Below are 19,125 nucleotides of genomic sequence, written 5' to 3'. Positions count from 1 at the left end.
GCTACTATAAATGGATAAGCATCGCTACTATCTCCTAAAATTGCTATTGAAAACACTAAACTACTAACGGCTAATTGATTAGCATAAACAGAGTATTTTTCATTTCCAAAAGGAATTTTATAATCTATATCATTATCGTTTTTCTTAATAAAAACAATAGGCAATGATAGATTAAATTCTTTTAAAGATTTAGATTTACCATTTTCATAAATTACCCAAATATATTTATTTGTTTTAGATATTTGCATTCCTTTTTTTATTTTATTTGCTATTCTTTTAGTGTTGAAATTGTTTTTAGCTAATTCATAATCTTGATAAAACAGCAAATCATTTTCTTGAGAATAAACTTCTTTTAATAAATCAATAGAATTATTTGACCTACCATCTAAAATATAATAAAGAGCAGAAAAATAGCTAACAAATGGATTAGAATAATTAGCATAAGACTTATAAGCAGGAATTGGGACACTATTATTTATAATGTCTATTACTTCATTACTTTCTCTAGGTTTTTGTTGTAAGTAGTTTAATTCGCTTAAAATATCGCTTTCAAATTCTTCTTTATTTCTTTTTTGTCTATCTAAGGCTCTTTTGATTTCAACTCCAGCTTCATCGTATTCGCCTAAAGCTAGATAACTCATTGATTTGTATGTATTAGTTAGCATTTTTTCATAATATTGACCGCTATAATCAGTTATATTATCATTAAAAAGACCTTCTAAAACTCCTTCTCCAATCTTTAACAATAGATTTTTTTCATCTTTATCTTTATAACCATCTTCAACCAAATCAAATAGCTTAATACTATCTTTATAAGACTTACACAAGAATGCTTGATATCCGTAATAATTGCCGTTGTAAAGTGGGTCTTTAATCTTTTCTAATACATTTTCTTTTGAGTATTTTAGCTCTTTTTTCGTAAGTAATTCGCAGTCTTTAGTATCTAAAGAATATATTTTATTTTTATTTTCTTCTTCGTAGCCTAAAAAGACAGAAGAACAAGCATTTAATACTAATAAAGTAAAAACTAAAACAAAAACTTTTAACAAAACTCTTAACATCGCCGACCCCCCCCCATTTTTAAAAAACGCCATTTTATAAAAACTTAATTAATATATATTAATTTTTTTTAAATTCAATAATTCTTAAATAATAAGAATTATTGTTTATTTTTATAGCTCTAGTATTTTAATAGGAAGACCCATTTTATTCATTTCATCAAAGAATGGTTTTGCATCAAATTCTTCCATATTAAACACACCTTTTCCACTCCATTTGCCACTTGCTATTAAATATGTTCCAATTGCAGCAGGAACGCCTGTTGTGTAGCTTACTGCTTGAGCGCCAGTTTCAGCGTAGCATTCTTCATGCACGCAAACATTATAAATATATACTTTTTTAGCCTTGCCATCTTTAATACCTTCAATAATACAACCTATGTTTGTCTTGCCTTTAGTCCTTGCACCAAGACTTGCAGGGTCAGGTAAAAGTGTCTTTAAAAACTCAATAGGAATTATCTTCATTCCTTGATGTTCAACTGGCTCAATTCCTAGCATACCTACATTTTTAAGACAATTCATATGTTGAATATAGCTTTGTCCAAAAGTCATAAAAAATCTAATTCTTTTTAAACCTTTTATATTTTTACATAAGCTCTCAAGTTCTTCATGATAAAGTAAATAGCTATCTTTAACCCCAACTTCAGGATAATCGTGTTCAACTTTAATCTCAAGTGGTTTAGTCTCAATCCACTCGCCATTTTCCCAATATCTACCATTTGCACTAACTTCTCTTAAGTTTATTTCAGGGTTAAAATTAGTTGCGAAAGCATAGCCGTGATCTCCTGCATTACAATCCATAATATCAATTGTATGAATTTCATCAAATAAATATTGTTGCGCATACGCACACATAACATTCGTTGCACCTGGGTCAAATCCACTTCCAAGCAGTGCAGGAACACCAGCTTTTAAAAAGTCATTATTTCTAGCCCATTGCTCTTTATATTCAAATTTAGCTAAATCAGGATGTTCGTAATTTGCTGTATCAATGTATGGAATTTTAGTTTGAGAACAAGCGTCCATTAAAGCTAAATCTTGATAAGGTAAAGCCACATTTAATAAAATCGTAGCGTTTATATCTTGTATAAGCTTAACAACTGCATTTGTATCATCAGCATTAATCGTAGCAGTTGCAATCTCAACTCCTAAACGCTCTTTAATAAAACTTGCTATTTCATCACATTTGCTTTTTGTTCTACTTGCAAGCGTGATTTTATCAAAATATTTATATTCAGCTGCTTTATAGGTTGCTACACGGCTAACTCCACCAGCTCCAATTATTAATAAATGTTTCATATTTTCTCCTTTTAGCTTATGATAAAATATTTATGATAATGATTAATCTTTTTATGAGATTATATTAGTCTTATTTTATTTTAGGAGTATATTATGAAAAAATTATTTTTAGCTTTAAGCTTAGCAGGTATTTTAGGTGCTAGTGAATTTGTTCTTGATAAAGTTCATACTAGCGTTGAATTTAGCGTTAAACATATGTTAGTTTCTAATGCTAAGGGCAAATTTAAAAGTTTTGATGCGATGATAGATTTTGATGAAGCTAATAAAACTTTTAAAGTATTTAATGCAAGCGTTGATGTAGCAAGCGTTGATACAAATAGTGAAAAAAGAGACGAGCATTTAAAATCAAGTGATTTTTTAAATGAAAAAGTTAATCCAAAACTTACTTTTGTTATGAGTAAATACGAAAAAGTAAGTGATACACAAGGAAAAATGACAGGGGAATTAAATATAAATGGCGTTAAAAAAGAAGTAACATTTGATGTTGCTATCAATGGTGTTGCTACAATGGGAGATAAAACTAAACTTGGGTTTGACCTAAATCTTGACCTTTTAAGAAAAGATTTTGATGTAGCAAAAGATACAAATGAAGGCTTAGTAGCAAACGAAGTAAAAGTTCAAATTTTTGCTGAAGCTGATAAAAAATAATTAAAATTAAGAATTTGAAATTTTATTTCAAATTCTTATATCAATTAATCTTGTATCGCTTAAATCTTTTTTAAATTCTTTCGTAAAATCTATAAAATCTCCTAGCTTATCACTACTTATTAAATCTTTTAATTTATCTTCGCTTATTTTTAATTCATTACTTATGTTTTGGATATTAAATTTTTGTAATATTTCTTTTTCGTTATTATCTAAAGATTGTGATTTTTTAAGTTTTTCAATTATATTATTAAGTTTGATTTGTTCTTCTGTTTTTTTATTTAATTCTTCAGTTATATTAGTATTTATTTTTTTGTGTGAAATTGTCATAAAAGGTAGATTATCTAAAAATACTCCATATTGGTAAGCAGTGTCAGAATAATTGTATTTTTCAGCAATTGTTATATAGCCATCAAGATTTTTATCCATACTAATATTCCCATCAAGTATTGTGCTAATATCAGTTGATTGTTTATTATCAACAGTCAAAATACTTGGAACATAACTTGCAACTTTAGTAGCTTGTCCTGAACCATCTTTAGTTGGCTCTATATATAAAGCAAATGCATAGATAGTATAATCAATTTCTTTTTTATCTACTTCTCCATCGTTATTTCTATCGGCTGCTAAAAAATTACTCTTATACGCTACATCACTAAACCACCCAGCGACAAAACTTGCTGCATCTTTATCTAAAATAATGCCTTTGCTAGTATCAATGAAATTATCTTCATTAAAAAATTCTTTTAATCTATTAATATTCTTGTCACTAAGTTTTACTCCGATATTGCTTTCATCAAATTTAAAAAACACATTGTAATCTTGCTCTTTATTTGTCTTAATCTCAAAATTATTTTTATTTATATTATCTTTTAAATTGCTAATATCTTTAGTATTTAATTCTTTAGTTTTAACATTATCAGCCCAAGACATTGCTATATTTTTTACTTGCGAGATATCTATTTTCATAAAAATTCCTTAAAATTAATACTTTTAAAATTAATTGGTTTGATTTTAATTAATACTATTATTATTTTATTTAATATTTTGATATATTGTAACTTTTAGTAATAATTAATTAAAAATAAAAATTAAACCTTAATATCAATTAATTTTGTATCGCTTAAATCTTTTTTAAATTCTTTTGTAAAATCTATAAAATCACTTAATTTATCATTTGTAATTAACTCTTCTAATTTATCTTCGCTTATTTTTAAATTAATATTAAAATCTTTTAAGAGTTTCTTTTCATCATTTGTTAGACTTTTTAGGCCTTGATTTTTAAGTTTTGCTAAGGCTGCTAATTTTTTTAGTTCTTCTAATTCTTTCTCTTTTAATTTATCTGTATTTGCAATCTTATATAAGCTAATAAAATCATTATTATTTTTATTATTAGATACTTCTATGTTATCTTCAAAATATCCCTTTTCGCCTACATTTAGAAATTCGCCAAATGTAATAATACCATCAAGATTTTTATCATTATTTAAACTAGCATTTAAAGCATAGCTAATATCAACATAGTATTCATCATTATCTGCTAAAAATTTACTCTCTTCATAGCCTTTTACATAATTAGTGATTATATATTCACCTTTATTATCTCTTCTATATTCAAGCCTTTCATGTATAAAGTTTAATGTCTTTTTTCCTTCTTTATTGCTTAGCTCCCCATTACCATCAACATCAGCTTCAAGGAATTTTCGTTTATAAGCAATATCACTAAACCACCCAGCTACAAAGCTTGCTGCGTCTTTATCTAAAATAGTGCCTTTACTATTAAAAATGAAATTATCTTCATCAAAAAATTCTTTTAATCTATTAATATTATTTTCACTAAGTTTTACTCCGATATTACTTTCATCAAATTTAAAAAACACATTGTAATCTTGCTCTTTATTTGTCTTAATCTCAAAATTATTTATATTTATTGCATTTTTTATATTGTATAAATCAAAAGAATTTAAAGAATTTGAATTAATTTTATCTTGCCAAGCTATAGGCGTATTTAAATAGTTTCCTAGATAATGTCTCATAAAAAATCCTTTAAAATTATGACTAAATTAGATCTAGCTAATTAATCAAGACATTTTTAAAATCAATAGCTATTTTTTACACTTAAAAAGCAATATTAAAGCACTAATACTTTTTAAAATATGCACTAACATTCGTAATGCAAATTAAGTTAATACATTAAAAAATGATTTGAATTATTATAATTTGATTTTAATTAATACTATTATTATTTTATTTAATGTTTTGATATATTGTAACTTTTAGTAACAATTAATTAAAAATAAAAAATTAAACCTTAATATCAATTAATTTTGTATCGTTTAAATCTTTTTTAAATTCTTTTGTAAAATCTATAAAATCATCTAATTTATCATTTGCGACTAAATCTTCTAATTTATTTTCACTGATTTTAAGATTAAGACTAAAGTCTTTTAAGAGTTTCTTTTCATCATTTGTTAGACTTTTTAGGCCTTGATTTTTTAGCTTTGCTAAGGCTGCTAATTTTTTTAATTCTTCTAATTCCTTTTCTTTGAATTTATCTATATTTATAATCTTATAAGTATTGCCAACTTTAATTCGCTCATCACTTGATTTACAATCAGCTGTATATTTATGAATTTTATTTTTACCATCAGCTCCTAAATATTCGCCAAATGTTATTATTCCATCAAGGTTTTTATCATCATTTAAACTAATATTTAAAGCCTTACTAATATCCATACTCTCGCCCTCTGGCAAAGCTACCATACTAGGTAAATATGTGCCTATGATTGCACTTGAGATTATTTCTTCTTCAAGTGTCTTTTCATTTACTACTATTTCGGCTGCTTCGCTAAATACCGTAAATGTATATTTAAATTCCTTGCCCGTTAATTCTCCATCGTTATTAATATCAGCTGCTAAGAGATTTTCTCTATAAGCAATATTGCTAAACCATCCAGCTACAAAACTTGCTGCATCTTTATCTAAAATAGTGCCTTTATTATTGGCAATGAAATTATCGCTATCAAAAAAATCTTTTAATCTATTTAGATTTTTTTCATTTATTTTTACACCGATATTATCACTATCAAATCTAAAAAATACATTGTAATCTTGCTCTTTATTAGTCTTTATCTCAAAATTATTTTTATTTATTTGATAATTTAAATCTTTTAGCTCTTTTTCTGTTAGCTCGTGCTTTTTAACATCAATTTTCCAAGCTATCGGCATATTTTTACTAGCACTTATATCGTGTATCATAAATAATCCTTTAATATTTATTTAAAGGATTATAGTTTATTTAGGATAAATAATTTAATCAGTTTAAATTCCTTAACCTAAGCTTGAGATTTTTTCTATAATTACTCCAAATCCTTGCCTTGCTACAGAGCCTACGACAAAATCACTAATTAAGGCATTTTCTCCACGAATAGTATCATCAGGTATTATAGTTGAGATACTAACGCCTGTTCTTTTTGAAATATTTTTAGCAATTAATTTCCCATCAATATAAAAATCACTAGCACCTTCGCCACGCCTAGCACGAGAATGCTCAATTCCTACTGCTTCTTTATGAATTCCTTTTCTAGTTTTTAATATTCCTATTATTTTTTTATCATCTCTTATAACTTTGATTAAATCCTTATCTTTAAGACCTAGTTTTGCTGCTGTATCTTCGTGTAATTCAATGTAGTTTGAATATCTTAAATGAGTTAGTTTTGAACTAGCAGCAACTAAACTTGAATATATATTTGATTTATACGAAAAGGCTTTTAGATTTAATTCATCTAATGTGGTATTGTTTTTAAATCTTTGTTTTACAAAATAAGGAACCCCACTATAATTTTTCCCAGTTAAAGAATCCTTAGTAAGTGCTAAATCTTCGTTATAAATAGCTACTTCTTTTTTGTATGTTTTTGCTAAGGAATTTTTGTTATATGCTTTGTTTTTGCTTTCAAATTTTCCACCCCTTGCCATACAAAATAAAGCTTTTTTATAGTGTTTTGGGCTAATTTCTTTTAATTCTTGAATGAATGGTAAGTCCTTTATCTCATCTTCGTTTATTTCATAATCAAATCCACCATCAAGCGTAACATTTATAAAACTTCTTAAATAATAATCACTCGGCTTATCAAGGTCAAATAAATTACCTTCACTATCGCTAATTGCGTTTTTGCCAAATCCTGCTAAGCCTAATTTTTTGCCTAATTCAATTATAAAGCTATCCATACATACGCTTTCATTATTACTAAACTTAACATTAGGAGAATTTAAAATAGGAAATCTAAAATGACTAGCTTTATTCAAAGCACCACCCCAAGGATTAACAACGCCCCAAGTCTCATACATAACGCTATCAGGAACTATATAATCAGCAAACATACTTGTTTCGTTTATGAATGGGTCAATTGCTATGAATAATGGTATTTTAGAGCTATCTTTTAAAGAATTTTTAACATTATTCATATTACTAGCATAAGCAATATTAGCATTCCAAGAAAGCAATATATCTATTCTGTAAGGATATTTTAATGCTGCATTTGTGATTGCGTCGGTGCAAATTGCATTAGTTAGTGGATACCAAGGTAGTTTTGATGGATAAGGGTTTTCGTTGTTTTTGATTTTGTTTTTATATTCGCTAGTTGCTTCATAAGGTTTTTTAGTTTTATCAACCCTAATTCCACTAGGTTTAATTTTGCCTTTATATTTTGCTAATTCAAATTCTCCTGACAAATCATTATATTTACCCCCACCAGCACTCATTCCACCAATTTTATTTAAATTCCCAAGCAAACCAACTAATTCTAAAATAGCATAAGCTGTATAAAATCCATTAGTTTGCATAGTCCCGCCGTGCAAATCAAATGCTACTTTATTTTTATATTTTTTGATTTTTTCTAATAAATATTCATAATCTTTTTTACTAACGCCACTATTTTGCAACAAATCATCTAAAGAATTTGAATTGACACTTTCTTTTAATTTGATAAAACTTGTTTTAACCTTTATTGCTTCATCATCTAAAGTTATTATTCCATCATAATAAATATTAGCTTTTTTACAATCTTTTGCACTTATTAATCCTTGCTCGTTAATGACCATAATTTCATTATTAATTCTTAAAAATTCTCCTTTTTTATAGTTTTTATAATCATCTTCAACAACTAAATAAGCAGCATTAGAAAAACTTACATTGTTTTCATTTAAATTAGTATAAGATAGATATTCTTCATCATAAATTTTTTGATTTATTACATCTTGTAATAAGGCTAATGCTAAAAACAAATCCCCACCAGGCTTTATAGCAATCCATTTTCCTACGCTAGATGCACTTGAAGTAGAATTTGTAAGTATTGGGGTTATTGTTGCGTATTCTAAATTATTGCTTTTTCTATTTGCTATTTTTAATCCTTGTCTTTTGAAAGGATTTCCAGCTTGAGCAGGAGCACTTGCGAAATTAATCAAAAACTCGCAATTATCAAAATCAGGTTTTAAGTGTGGGTATTTATCAAAATCATTTAAAAAAGCAGCCATTCCAGCTCTCATAGAAAGACCACAAGTTGCTGTGTGTCCGTGAAAATTGATAGTTCCGAATGATTTTTGAAATCTTTCTTGAAAGAAATTCTTTCTTCCTTCATCTCCTGTTGCGATTATACATAATCCATTTGCTTTCTTTCCAAATTCAGGAGCATTTTCATCTATTAAATCAGTATGATTATAAACTTCTTTAAATCCTTTTACATAGCCTTCATTAAACAAATCTCCGCCATTTACTATCTCATCTAAAAATTTATCAGGCTCAATACTTTGCCATTTATTTTCTCCCCTTTTTCCAACTCTTTTTAGTATTTTAGTTACCCTTGCTTTATCATTTAATTTATCAAATACTAAATTACCCCTAGCACAAACACTTGAATGGATTTTGCCTTGATTTGTGAGTAAATAACTATCTTTTATACTAGCATTCATATTAAGCCAAGGGTCGCTTGATAATAAACTATATGGATTGCCAATAACTTTTAAAACCTTATTATCTAATACTTTTACCCTAACACCACAATGAGTAACGCAACCATTACAAACACTTGAATAATACTTGCCGATTTGTGGATTTAGGCTATTTGCATATATGCTATCGTTTGTTTTTGTTTGTGGTTTTATGATTTTTTGTATTGTTTCATTGTAAAAATAAGCCCCTGCTACACCTGTTATCCCTGATGCTATTAAAAACTTTCTTCTACTCACTTAATTCTCCTTTTATTTGTTTTTCTAATATGCTTACTAAAAGACAAAACAAACTTATACAAATTAGCCAATTGCCAAATACAGAACCTAAACTATCACTACCTAAGATTTTTGGTGTGTATGTTAAAAATCCACTCATAATTTTTGGCATAGAATTTCCTGCAAAAACTACATTGAATTTAAAGCTAAAGCTATAAATTATCATAGATAAAAATGCAAGTAATAAAAAGAATTGATTGTTTTTTAATCTTGTAAAAAGATTTATTAAAATAATAAAAATTAAGCAAAACTCAAGTATGAAAATCTCATAAAATCTAGCCATAAATACATATTGATATAGCTCTTTAATTTCTTTATTAAAACCAAGCATAAAGCTAAACCAAAATAATCTTAATAATAAATCACATACTATTAAAGCACTAGCAAGTCTTATAAAGATAAAAAGATTGATTTTATAATTTATAATTTTTGAATATATAAATAAGACTAAAGCACATATTCCAACACCTCCTACACCGCCATTTGCAGCAAATAAAAGTGGTAAAACAGGTGTATTCCAAAAACTAACTCCAACACTTGTTCCTAAAATATATCCAGTGTATAAAGGAATGCAAAAAGATACAATAAGTGTGATTATTCCTAATTTTTTAGTATTTTTATTGTTAATATGATTATATGCTAATAGTATTAGTAAAATAGGGTAGGTTATAAGTAATATAATTCCTATTTTCATAGCTGAAGTTGGTAGATTGCCCCAGCCATTTAAAAAGATTTCAAAAACTCTGCTAGGTTGCTTTAAATCATCAATTAAATTAAAAGGAATTGCGCATAAACAAACAAAAGAAATTATCATTGAAAATAGGGCGATATTTTTGTAGTTTTTCAATCCAAATACTAAATATAAACTAGCACATAAAAACGCTCCAAAACTAGCCCCTGCTATGAAAAAATCATTTACTACATCTAAAGCCCAAGTTCGCTGAACGCTAAAACCTTCTAAAACTACAGCACTCATTTTATTCTCCATTCTTCTTCTAAAGCCAAATCAAATTCTTTTGAAATATCTTGAAACATTTTATGGTTAGGATTGATTTCATTTAATTCATTGTCTAAATTAATATAAAAAACTTGTGGTTTAGTCCCAAAATTTTGCTTTAAAACACTTGTTGGATAATCTTTTAATATTTGTGAAATTTCACTTGAACTATCATTTAAATCGCCAAAAATTCTAGCCCTACCAACACAGGTTTGAACACAAGCTGGTAATTCATTATTATCTATTAAATGCACACAAAAAGTGCATTTATCAGCTACTTTTGTATTTTTATTAATAAATCTTTTATCATAAGGACAGGCATTTACGCAGTAACTACAGCCCCAGCATATTTCATTATCTACTAATACTATTCCATCTTCTCTTTTAAAAGTTGCTCCTGTAGGACAAACGCTTACGCAAGGTGGATTTTCGCAATGATTACAAAGTTCTGGCAAAAATGCCTTAAATACTTCATCGCTTTTACTTAATTCATATTCAGTAACAAATGTTCTAAATTGTTCGTGGGGGACTTGATTTTCATTGATACAAGCAGCAGTGCAAGCTTGACAGCCAATACATTTTCTAAGGTCAATTAGCATTGCATAGCGTTTTTTGCTATCTCCTATATATCTTTTATCTTTTTTATCTATTCCATTATTTTTTAGACTAAAAGCATAACTTGATGAAGCTAATGTGGTTGTAATAAATACTCTTCTATTCATATAAAACCTTTTTAATTTAGATTTTAATGAGTATATTTTTTGATTGTATAATTAAAGTTAAAATTTAATAATAAATTAAGGTTTAAATATTATTGCCTAATTTTGGTTTGTTATTATCAATAAGTTTATATATAAATTTTATATAAATTTTTATAAGAATTTAATAACCATTAATATTTTTTTAAACATACCGATATAGAAAAATAACAGGGGTTTAAAATGCAAATAACAAACTATAATCACTTTTATAATATTTTAAAGCGTGAAGCAATAATTAATTACAATGTAAAAGAGCGTAATCAAAGCACAATTGATAGTGTAAGAGAGCAATATATCAAAAATCTTAATTTAGATGAAAACTTAGTAAGTGATTTAAATAATACATTTATAAGAGATGATTATTTGCCAAAGAAAGCTTATACAATCAAAGAAGCTTTAAAGAATTTAAATAGTGATTATAGTGAAGCTTTAAAAGATTTAAAATATAACATAAATCAAATGTCTAATTTAATTTATAATTCAGCTTTTAGCGATTTTGATGAAACTTTTGTTGATGATGGGACTAATTTAGGCAATCTAAAAACCAAGCTTAATTTAAAATTAAGAGTAATGCAAGAATACAAAGTAAGTAATATTTATCAAAGAGCTTTTAGTGATTTTTTTAACCCTGAAGACAAAAAAGAACTAAGAGAGTTTTTAAAAGATTTTAAGATTAATAATGAATACATTGATGAAAGTCTTAATAATATTAATGATAGTGATATTTTAAAATTATTATGTGATAAAAATATTAGCGTTAAAGATTTTATAAGTGAGTGCAAAAGATTAAAAGCTATAGAAGAAAATGAACTAAATCAAAAACTAGAAAATAATAAAAAAGATGATTTTAAACCAATAGAAGTAAAAGGCACAAGCACTCGTGAAAATATGGAAGAGATTTTAAGTAAGATTGACCCACGCAAAGTAAAAGATGAAAGAGATTTATTAGCTATTGTAATGGCATATAAAGATAGCAAGAATTTATATGATAAAAGAATTTAAAATAAAGGAATAATTATGAAAATAAATTCTTATTCAACATATCAAATAACTAATATAAGCAAAAAAGAAACAAATAACGAGATTAAAAAAGTAGATAATAAAGCAGATGATAAAAAGGTAGGAGTTGTTTTAGGATACGGAGTTGATAAAGATGGCTTTTTTACAAGTGATTTTAACAAAGCTGCAGGTATTCCGGATAATTATAAAATCCACAGCGATACTTTAAAAAATCTAGTAGATAGAAATAACAATTCTTTAAGAGCATATAGAAAGTATTATGAAATTGATATAGCAAAAACTGTTAATAACGCTTATACACTTTTTAGCCAAGTTGTAAGTGAAGATTTTTTAAACTCTAAAGATTTTTTTAACACCGAAGATATAAAGCAATTTCCACAAGGTTATATTCAAGCAAGAAGTGATGAAATCAAAATCAATAAAATTTTACATTCACCTGATGATTATGAGAATAATCACGGAATGACTTTTCAAAATGAACTTTACCAAACTCATCATCCCTTATTTTATTCTTTTGACAATGACGATAAAACCTTACCAAACACAAATGTTTTTCCACCTGATAATATCAAGCAAGACCCTAGATTTAGTGGATATTTTGGTGATTATGACGAAGCAAGACAAAATTATATAAATGAAAATGGAGAAATATCAAAAGGTGGGCTTTTGATAGGTATATTAAAATCAAACCCAACTTTAATTGAAGGAGAAAGCACATATAAAGGTAAATTAAGTGGTTATGATAGAAAAATTAGCTCGGCTACATTTTTTGCATTTGATAAAGCGTTAGGAATGCAAGTAATGGCAAGGGGAGAAAATGGCTTTATGAGTGCTGAAGTTGAGCGTATGCCAAGATGGCTGAAAGATTATGTCAAATTAAATGCTTATGATAAACCATTAAGCCAAAGAAGTGCTATTTTAGGAAGTGCTAATTATACTAAAACCTTATATAGTCTTAATAGTGGATTTTTTAGTAGTAATAAAAAAGCTGAAGAAAAACAAGCTGATGAATTTATGAGAAAGATAAGAGAGTTAATGGGTTTAGAAAATCCAAATAAAAACATTAGCGAATTAAATTATGATGAGTTTTTAAAACTAGCTTTTAGTTTTAGCCAAAATAAAGTATCTAATATAAGATTGTTTGACATAAAAGTTTAGATTATTTTAGAAATTTTATTGCAAAAGTTATAAGATATTTTGATTTTTGAAAAGATTTTCTTATCTTAAATTCTTAAAACTAAATAGAATTTAAAATAAGAATAAAAAGCGAATTAGGAATAATCCTAATTCAAAATTATTAAAGTTTGCCGCCTTCTACAACAACGCTTTCTTTATCAATATCAGTTCCATAAACAGGTGCTAGAGTTTCATCATAATTTTTGTGGAAGAATTGTTCTTCGCCTAGTTTTACTATCTCATTATTTAGCCATTCTAAAAGCTCTTTATTGCCTTTTTTAACAGCAGGTGCTATTACATCAATATCTCCTAATTCACTAATACCTACTACAAAATCAGGATTGTTTTTAACCCAAGCAAAAAGCAAGGTATTATCGTGTGCTAGTGCAGCACCTCTGCCATCTAATAATGCTCCAAAAGTTTCAGTATTTTGGTCGTATTTTGCTAGATTTACTCCGTTTTTATTTTTTGTAAAATACGCATCAGCAGTTGTGCCTTTATTTACGATTAGAGTTTTTCCATCTAGTTCTTTAATGTCTTTAATCTCTGCATTTTTAGGACTTGCAATGCCTAATGAAACTTTCATATAAGGTAATGCAAAATCAACAACTCTTGCTCTTTCAGGTGTTTTTGTAAAATTAGCTAAAATAATATCAACTTTATCAGATTGTAAAAACTCAACCCTACTAGCAGCCTCAACAGGAACTAAGGTTAATTTATCTTCACTACCTAATAAATCTTTAGCAATTCTTTTTGCAAAATAAATATCATAGCCTTGGAATTTGCCTTCTTTATCAACAAAGCCAAATGGTGGTTTATCAGCAAAAACACCTATTTTAATATTATCGCTAGTTTTAATCTCTTCAATATTTCTAGCATTAGCAAAACAGGTTAGTAAAGCCCCTGCAACAAGTGATAAAATAACTTTTTTCATAATTTCTCCTTTAAATAAAATCGCTTGTAATTAAAACGCAAAAAAATTAATAAAAGATAATTTTAATCCTTTTTAAATTCAAACATATTTAAAAATTGCTTAGCTCTATTAGTTTGCGGATTTGTAAAAAACTCTTCAGGACTTGTAATTTCAACGATTTTGCCACTATCCATAAAAATAATTTTATCAGCTACAGCTCTAGCAAATGCCATTTCGTGAGTTACTATTAGCATTGTTTTTTCTTCTTTTGCAAGATTTAATAATACATCTAAAACTTCTCTTACTATTTCAGGATCAAGCGCAGCCGTAACTTCATCAAAAAGCATAATTTCAGGATTCATACATAAAGCTCTAACTATTGCAATTCTTTGTTTTTGACCGCCACTTAGCTCTTTTGGATAGGCGTTTTGTTTATGCTCTAAACCAACTTTTTGCAATAAATCTAGGGCTTGTTTTAAAACTTCATCTTTTTTACGCTTTTGAACTTTCATAGGAGCTAATAAGATATTTTCAAGCACATTTAAATGGTCAAACAATTCATAGCTTTGAAACACCATTCCAACATATTTTCTAATCTCTTGCCAGTTTTTATAATCTTTAGTAATTATTTCATTTTTTATATAAATATTTCCACTAGCTATATTTTCAAGTCCGTTAATACACCTTAAGGTTGTGCTTTTCCCACAGCCACTAGGCCCTACTAAAACAACAACTTCGCCTTTATTAACTTCAAAAGAAATATCCTTTAAAGCGTGGTTATTGCCGTAAAATTTATTAATATTTTCAAGTTTTAAAATACTCATTAACTCCACCTTTTTTCTAGTATTTTTGATATTTTTGATAAGGGATAACAAATTATAAAATATATAAAAAATATAATTGTATAAATATATAAAGGTGCTAGATTGCTAATAAATAATGTAACTTCTTTTAATTGATTACCTATTGCTAAAATATCTACAACACCTATTAAATAAGCTACTGAAGTAGTCTTAATCATACGGCTTAAAAGATTTATTACATTAGGAATTAATCTTTTTAATGCAAGTGGCAAAATAATATATCTATACATTTGGTATTTGCTAAGTGCAAGTGCGATTGAGCTTTCAAATTGGTGTTTAGGAATACTTGTTATTGCACCCCTTACTAAATCCATCATCTCAAACATACCCCAAATCACAAATACAATAATAGTAGCACTAATAGCATCTATACTAAGCCAACTTGACATTCCAAAATATATTAAAAATAGCCAAACGATAATAGGCATAAATCTTATAATTTCAAGAATTATTTTTAGAATATAAAAAATAATTTTATTTCCTAAACTCATAAAAACGCCTAAAACAAGCCCACCTATAATTGAGAAAAATATAGATACAAAAGATATAAATAAAGTAACTTTTAAGCCTTCATAAAGCCTTGAATAAATTGATAAATCAAATAATATTTCACTCATTTTCTAATCCTTGCTTCAAACCAAGTTAAAAATAATGAAAGCGGTAAAATCATTATAAAATAAGCAACACAAAGCATAAATAAAGCTTCATTAGTTACATAATAAAGTCCTATTATATCTTTTGCTGTATAGACTAAATCAGCTAGAGCTATTACACTTACTACTGATGTTTCTTTTAACAAAAATATTATATTTGCATTAATACTAGCTATAGAAACTCTAAGTGACAATGGCAATAATATGTAGTATAAAACTTGATTTTTGCTTAACGCTAGAGCATATCCTGCTTCTATTTGGTGCTTATTAATAGCATTTAAACCTGATTTTAAACTCTCAGCCATATATCCACCACCTAAAAATGCAAGTCCAATTACTCCACAAGTAAAGGCTTCAAGTTTAATTCCAAGCTTTGGCATTGCATAATATAAGAAAAACAAATGAATTAAAAGCGGGGTATTTCTTGAAAGCTCTATATAAGCATTACAAATTAGTTTTAAAAACCTTAGTTTATGTAGTTCAACCCACATACAAAATAGCCCTATTAAAAATGATAAAACTATGCCATAAAATGCAAGTTTTATAGTAAGGATTAATGCGTCTATGTAAAGTGGATAAAACTCTTTTATAACTTCAAAATCCATCTAAGCTCCTAGCTAAAATAAAAACGGGTTAAATATATCTTTTTTTGATAAATAATATTTGTAATTTTATTTTCAAATTCTTTTAATTTTGTTACAAAAATTATTAATAAATATGTGTTTATATTAAATAATTTTATTCAAATAAATTAACTTGATTTTGAGATAAATAATTTAAAGAAATCTTTAAGAATGCTAATTTATAATCAGCCTTTTAATTTTGGCTAAGTTTTAGCTATACAAAGGATTTTTATGAAAACTTCAAATTTTGGTGCAGAACTTGCACACTTTCATCAAAACTACCTAAGCAAATTCTATAGCAATACTAAAGCGGTTATGGTTTTAAGCATAATGGCAACTTTATATTTTGCTATTTTTGGTGGTGTTTTTGCAGTAACAGGCGAATTTACTCGTATCGGTGGGGAAATTCTTGAGCTTTTTGGAATGGATTTAAGTTCGTATTCATATTATCAAAAGCAAAATCTAAACGGAACTATGCTAACTCGTGTTGATGGGGTTATGATTATTGGACTTATAATTGGTTGTTTATTAGCTGCTAGCGTTGCTAATAAAGTGTATTTTAGAAAAATAGCTTCTAAGACTAGATTTTTTCAAGCATTAATTGGCGGAATATTAGCAGGATTTGGTGCTAGACTTGCTTGGGGATGCAATTTGGCTAACTTTTTTACAGGTCTTCCTTATTTTTCTTTACATACTTGGGTTTTTGCTATTTTTATGTGTCTTGGGGTTGCAGCGGCTATTTTGGTGCTAAAAATTAAGATTTTTGCTCCTAGATATGAGATGATTAAAACAAATACTCCGCAATTAAAAATAGATAAGAATTTAGAACAAAAAAACAAAATTATTTTATTTCTTAGTGTGATTGCTTTTTTTGTATTCTTTGCATATTTAGCTAGTAATGATACTAAAAATCTTCCTACAGCATTGATATTTGGAGTGATTTTTGGCTGGTTGATACAAAAAGGACAGATTTGCTTTACTTCTTGTTTTAGGGATTTATTTTTATTTAAAAGATATAGCTTTTCTTTAGCTTTATTTGTATCAATGTTAGTTGCTAGTATTTTCGTATTTGCATTATTAAATAAAGGCGGATACAACTCTAAAGTTTTAGAAATATCTCTTGGGCTTTGCACTGGAGCATTTATATTTGGCTTTGGTATAGTGTTTGCAGGTGGTTGTGAATGTGGATTTTTATATCGTGCAGTAGAAGGGCAAACTCATTTTATAGTAGTTGGTATTGGAAATATAATAGGAACTATGCTAATTGCTTTAAATTATGATTTATTGCCTAAGTGGTTTTTGAGTGGAGAAAAAATCAAATTAAGCGGATATAGTGGTCTTGGCATTAATATAGCTTTATTTTTAATAAGCATTGCTTTAATATTATTTTATGCAAGGAGAAAAAATGAAAATTGATTATTCTATTTCTTTATTAGGCGAACCTTGTCCTTATCCTGCAATTGTTGCTAATGAAGTAATTCACAAGTTAAAAAGTGGTGAAGTATTAGAAATAATTAGCGATTGTCCGCAAAGTATTAATGGAATTCCACCTGATATGAAAGCTTTAGGTCATAGTTGCGAAGTAGTGCAAAATGGCTCTATTTTAGGCTTTTATATCACTAAAAAATAAGTTTAGAATTTAAAACAGAAGTTTTAAATTCTAATTAACTTAAATCTTAAAATATAAACTAGACTTGCAAGTAAGCAAAAAACGCTTATTATGCAAGCTAGTGCAAAACTCGTATTAGCATTCATAGCACCGACTAAAAACGCTGCAAATCCTGCGAACATAAATTGCATAGCTCCAAGTATTGCTGAAGCACTACCTGAATATTTTTTAGATTTTTGCATAGCTTTTGTAACTAGATTTGGTGTTATAAAGCCTAGCATACATAAAGTTAAGAATAAAAATAAAGTAAAAGTATAAAAATTATTTGATAAAAGTATTAAGCAAAATGAATTAATTATCATTGTTATACAAGCTATAAAAATTACTTTTGATATACCAAATTTAGAAGTAAAATATACATTTAATCTAGCTGTTATCATAAATCCTAAAGAATTTATCCCAAATATTAATCCATATTCTTGTAAGCTGATATTAAAAACATTGGTAAAAACAAAACTTGAGCCACTAATATAAGCAAATAAAGTGCTCATAATTAAACTTGAGCTAATTACATAAATTAAAAAACTTTTATTAGTTAAAACACTTTTATATGCTTTATAAATATTTGAAAATGAAAAAGGAATTTGATTTTTGTTGCTTTCTTTTATATAAAAAATACTTAAAAATAATAATAAAATTCCAAGACAAAATAAAGTAATAAAAATGCTTTGCCAAGAAAAGTATTTAAGCAAAAGCCCACCAATGCTAGGAGAAATCATAGGAGCTATGCTAGAACTAATCATCATTAATGAAAATACAGCCACTGCTTTTTGCTTAGAAAAACAATCATTTACAATAGCTCTAGCAATCACAACCCCAGCACATCCACCAAGTGCTTGCATAAATCTTAAAGCAATAAAAGTATAAATATTATCAACTAAAAAACATAAAAAGCTAGATATTATAAATATGAAAAGTCCTATAATTAATGGGATTTTTCTACCATAAATATCGCTAATTGGTCCATATAATAATTGTCCTAATGCAAAGGCTATAAAAAAACTAGCAATGCTTAATTGAGTATAAAACTCACTTGTATTAAAACTATGCTGAACTAAGCTTAATGCGGGTAAATACATATCAGTTGCAAGTGGGGCAATAGCACTTAAAAATGCCAATATTAAAATAAAAAATTTTTCTTTCATCTATACTCCTAAAAAATATGA

General features: G+C 27.2%; 17 protein-coding genes and 1 pseudogene. 5 read left to right on the top strand and 13 right to left on the bottom strand.

Annotated elements, in window-relative coordinates; genetic code table 11:
* Both AVBRAN9331_RS00980 and AVBRAN9331_RS00975 read right to left on the bottom strand, forming a co-directional pair.
* Positions 1–1,094: pseudogene (locus AVBRAN9331_RS00980) on the bottom strand (hypothetical protein); the annotation flags it as partial.
* A 78-nt stretch (positions 1,095–1,172) separates the two neighbouring features.
* Positions 1,173–2,357: a saccharopine dehydrogenase family protein gene (locus AVBRAN9331_RS00975; RefSeq protein ID WP_214118872.1), complete on the bottom strand. Its 1,185-nt coding sequence runs from the start codon at positions 2,355–2,357 to the stop codon at positions 1,173–1,175.
* Positions 2,358–2,450: 93 nt separating this feature from the next.
* On the opposite strand from AVBRAN9331_RS00975, the gene AVBRAN9331_RS00970 reads away from it, so the two are divergent.
* Positions 2,451–3,005, top strand: coding sequence for a YceI family protein (locus tag AVBRAN9331_RS00970; RefSeq protein WP_214119700.1), 555 nt, complete (start codon positions 2,451–2,453; stop codon positions 3,003–3,005).
* Between the two features lie 27 nt (positions 3,006–3,032).
* Here AVBRAN9331_RS00970 and AVBRAN9331_RS00965 read toward each other — a convergent pair whose 3' ends face one another.
* The 6 genes from AVBRAN9331_RS00965 to dsrO form a co-directional block, all read right to left on the bottom strand.
* Positions 3,033–3,971: a hypothetical protein gene (locus AVBRAN9331_RS00965; RefSeq protein WP_239803363.1), complete on the bottom strand. Its 939-nt coding sequence runs from the start codon at positions 3,969–3,971 to the stop codon at positions 3,033–3,035.
* Positions 3,972–4,093: 122 nt separating this feature from the next.
* The gene (locus AVBRAN9331_RS00960; RefSeq protein ID WP_336606868.1) at positions 4,094–5,038 is read right to left on the bottom strand and encodes a hypothetical protein; all 945 of its coding nucleotides are present in this window, start codon (positions 5,036–5,038) and stop codon (positions 4,094–4,096) included.
* Positions 5,039–5,306: 268 nt separating this feature from the next.
* Positions 5,307–6,260 (bottom strand): hypothetical protein, encoded by a 954-nt coding sequence (locus AVBRAN9331_RS00955; protein WP_336612233.1) that lies wholly within the window; start codon positions 6,258–6,260, stop codon positions 5,307–5,309.
* Between the two features lie 72 nt (positions 6,261–6,332).
* Complete coding sequence (locus AVBRAN9331_RS00950; RefSeq protein ID WP_336612232.1) at positions 6,333–9,245, bottom strand: tetrathionate reductase subunit TtrA; 2,913 nt, start codon at positions 9,243–9,245, stop codon at positions 6,333–6,335.
* Positions 9,238–10,260: an NrfD/PsrC family molybdoenzyme membrane anchor subunit gene (nrfD, locus tag AVBRAN9331_RS00945; RefSeq protein WP_336612231.1), complete on the bottom strand. Its 1,023-nt coding sequence runs from the start codon at positions 10,258–10,260 to the stop codon at positions 9,238–9,240. The genes AVBRAN9331_RS00950 and nrfD overlap by 8 nt, the downstream gene beginning before the upstream one ends.
* Positions 10,257–11,003 carry a sulfate reduction electron transfer complex DsrMKJOP subunit DsrO gene (gene dsrO / locus AVBRAN9331_RS00940; protein ID WP_214119706.1) on the bottom strand — a complete coding sequence of 249 codons (747 nt, stop codon included), beginning with the start codon at positions 11,001–11,003 and terminating at the stop codon, positions 10,257–10,259. Before dsrO ends, nrfD begins: the two co-directional genes overlap by 4 nt.
* Positions 11,004–11,222: 219 nt before the next feature.
* Between dsrO and AVBRAN9331_RS00935 the strand changes: the two genes are divergently transcribed.
* Together AVBRAN9331_RS00935 and AVBRAN9331_RS00930 are read left to right on the top strand one after the other, a co-directional pair.
* Positions 11,223–12,044: a hypothetical protein gene (locus AVBRAN9331_RS00935; RefSeq protein WP_336612230.1), complete on the top strand. Its 822-nt coding sequence runs from the start codon at positions 11,223–11,225 to the stop codon at positions 12,042–12,044.
* Positions 12,045–12,059: 15 nt separating this feature from the next.
* Positions 12,060–13,220 (top strand): Cj0814 family flagellar-dependent secreted protein, encoded by a 1,161-nt coding sequence (locus AVBRAN9331_RS00930; RefSeq protein WP_336612229.1) that lies wholly within the window; start codon positions 12,060–12,062, stop codon positions 13,218–13,220.
* Positions 13,221–13,359: 139 nt separating this feature from the next.
* Here AVBRAN9331_RS00930 and AVBRAN9331_RS00925 read toward each other — a convergent pair whose 3' ends face one another.
* From AVBRAN9331_RS00925 to AVBRAN9331_RS00910, 4 genes are all read right to left on the bottom strand, one after another.
* Positions 13,360–14,172: a cysteine ABC transporter substrate-binding protein gene (locus AVBRAN9331_RS00925; RefSeq protein WP_214119709.1), complete on the bottom strand. Its 813-nt coding sequence runs from the start codon at positions 14,170–14,172 to the stop codon at positions 13,360–13,362.
* Positions 14,173–14,234: 62 nt separating this feature from the next.
* Positions 14,235–14,975: an amino acid ABC transporter ATP-binding protein gene (locus AVBRAN9331_RS00920; RefSeq protein ID WP_336612228.1), complete on the bottom strand. Its 741-nt coding sequence runs from the start codon at positions 14,973–14,975 to the stop codon at positions 14,235–14,237.
* Positions 14,975–15,631, bottom strand: coding sequence for an amino acid ABC transporter permease (locus AVBRAN9331_RS00915; RefSeq protein ID WP_214115982.1), 657 nt, complete (start codon positions 15,629–15,631; stop codon positions 14,975–14,977). Before AVBRAN9331_RS00915 ends, AVBRAN9331_RS00920 begins: the two co-directional genes overlap by 1 nt.
* On the bottom strand, positions 15,628–16,272 hold the full coding sequence (locus tag AVBRAN9331_RS00910; RefSeq protein WP_214115980.1) for an amino acid ABC transporter permease: 645 nt from the start codon (positions 16,270–16,272) through the stop codon (positions 15,628–15,630). The genes AVBRAN9331_RS00915 and AVBRAN9331_RS00910 overlap by 4 nt, the downstream gene beginning before the upstream one ends.
* Positions 16,273–16,521: 249 nt before the next feature.
* On the opposite strand from AVBRAN9331_RS00910, the gene yedE reads away from it, so the two are divergent.
* Positions 16,522–17,706 (top strand): selenium metabolism membrane protein YedE/FdhT, encoded by a 1,185-nt coding sequence (gene yedE, locus AVBRAN9331_RS00905; RefSeq protein ID WP_336607826.1) that lies wholly within the window; start codon positions 16,522–16,524, stop codon positions 17,704–17,706.
* On the top strand, positions 17,696–17,920 hold the full coding sequence (yedF, locus tag AVBRAN9331_RS00900) for a sulfurtransferase-like selenium metabolism protein YedF (RefSeq protein WP_214115976.1): 225 nt from the start codon (positions 17,696–17,698) through the stop codon (positions 17,918–17,920). Before yedE ends, yedF begins: the two co-directional genes overlap by 11 nt.
* Before the next feature lie 23 nt (positions 17,921–17,943).
* On the opposite strand, the gene AVBRAN9331_RS00895 is transcribed toward yedF, so the two are convergent.
* Positions 17,944–19,104, bottom strand: coding sequence for a multidrug effflux MFS transporter (locus tag AVBRAN9331_RS00895; RefSeq protein ID WP_214115973.1), 1,161 nt, complete (start codon positions 19,102–19,104; stop codon positions 17,944–17,946).
* Positions 19,105–19,125 lie beyond the last annotated feature (21 nt).

Source organism: Campylobacter sp. RM9331, assembly GCF_020137685.1.
GTDB lineage: Bacteria > Campylobacterota > Campylobacteria > Campylobacterales > Campylobacteraceae > Campylobacter_E.
The sequence above is the reverse complement of the archived record's forward strand: the minus strand, read 5'-3'. Positions and strand labels throughout refer to the sequence as shown.

Coding starts and splice junctions, on each gene's coding strand:
- AVBRAN9331_RS00975 (WP_214118872.1), bottom strand. CDS start 2,357: ATGAAACATTTATTAATAATTGGAGCTGGTGGAGTTAGCCGTGTAGCA.
- AVBRAN9331_RS00970 (WP_214119700.1), top strand. CDS start 2,451: ATGAAAAAATTATTTTTAGCTTTAAGCTTAGCAGGTATTTTAGGTGCT.
- AVBRAN9331_RS00965 (WP_239803363.1), bottom strand. CDS start 3,971: ATGAAAATAGATATCTCGCAAGTAAAAAATATAGCAATGTCTTGGGCT.
- AVBRAN9331_RS00960 (WP_336606868.1), bottom strand. CDS start 5,038: ATGAGACATTATCTAGGAAACTATTTAAATACGCCTATAGCTTGGCAA.
- AVBRAN9331_RS00955 (WP_336612233.1), bottom strand. CDS start 6,260: ATGATACACGATATAAGTGCTAGTAAAAATATGCCGATAGCTTGGAAA.
- nrfD (WP_336612231.1), bottom strand. CDS start 10,260: ATGAGTGCTGTAGTTTTAGAAGGTTTTAGCGTTCAGCGAACTTGGGCT.
- dsrO (WP_214119706.1), bottom strand. CDS start 11,003: ATGAATAGAAGAGTATTTATTACAACCACATTAGCTTCATCAAGTTAT.
- AVBRAN9331_RS00935 (WP_336612230.1), top strand. CDS start 11,223: ATGCAAATAACAAACTATAATCACTTTTATAATATTTTAAAGCGTGAA.
- AVBRAN9331_RS00930 (WP_336612229.1), top strand. CDS start 12,060: ATGAAAATAAATTCTTATTCAACATATCAAATAACTAATATAAGCAAA.
- AVBRAN9331_RS00925 (WP_214119709.1), bottom strand. CDS start 14,172: ATGAAAAAAGTTATTTTATCACTTGTTGCAGGGGCTTTACTAACCTGT.
- AVBRAN9331_RS00920 (WP_336612228.1), bottom strand. CDS start 14,975: ATGAGTATTTTAAAACTTGAAAATATTAATAAATTTTACGGCAATAAC.
- AVBRAN9331_RS00915 (WP_214115982.1), bottom strand. CDS start 15,631: ATGAGTGAAATATTATTTGATTTATCAATTTATTCAAGGCTTTATGAA.
- AVBRAN9331_RS00910 (WP_214115980.1), bottom strand. CDS start 16,272: ATGGATTTTGAAGTTATAAAAGAGTTTTATCCACTTTACATAGACGCA.
- yedE (WP_336607826.1), top strand. CDS start 16,522: ATGAAAACTTCAAATTTTGGTGCAGAACTTGCACACTTTCATCAAAAC.
- yedF (WP_214115976.1), top strand. CDS start 17,696: ATGAAAATTGATTATTCTATTTCTTTATTAGGCGAACCTTGTCCTTAT.
- AVBRAN9331_RS00895 (WP_214115973.1), bottom strand. CDS start 19,104: ATGAAAGAAAAATTTTTTATTTTAATATTGGCATTTTTAAGTGCTATT.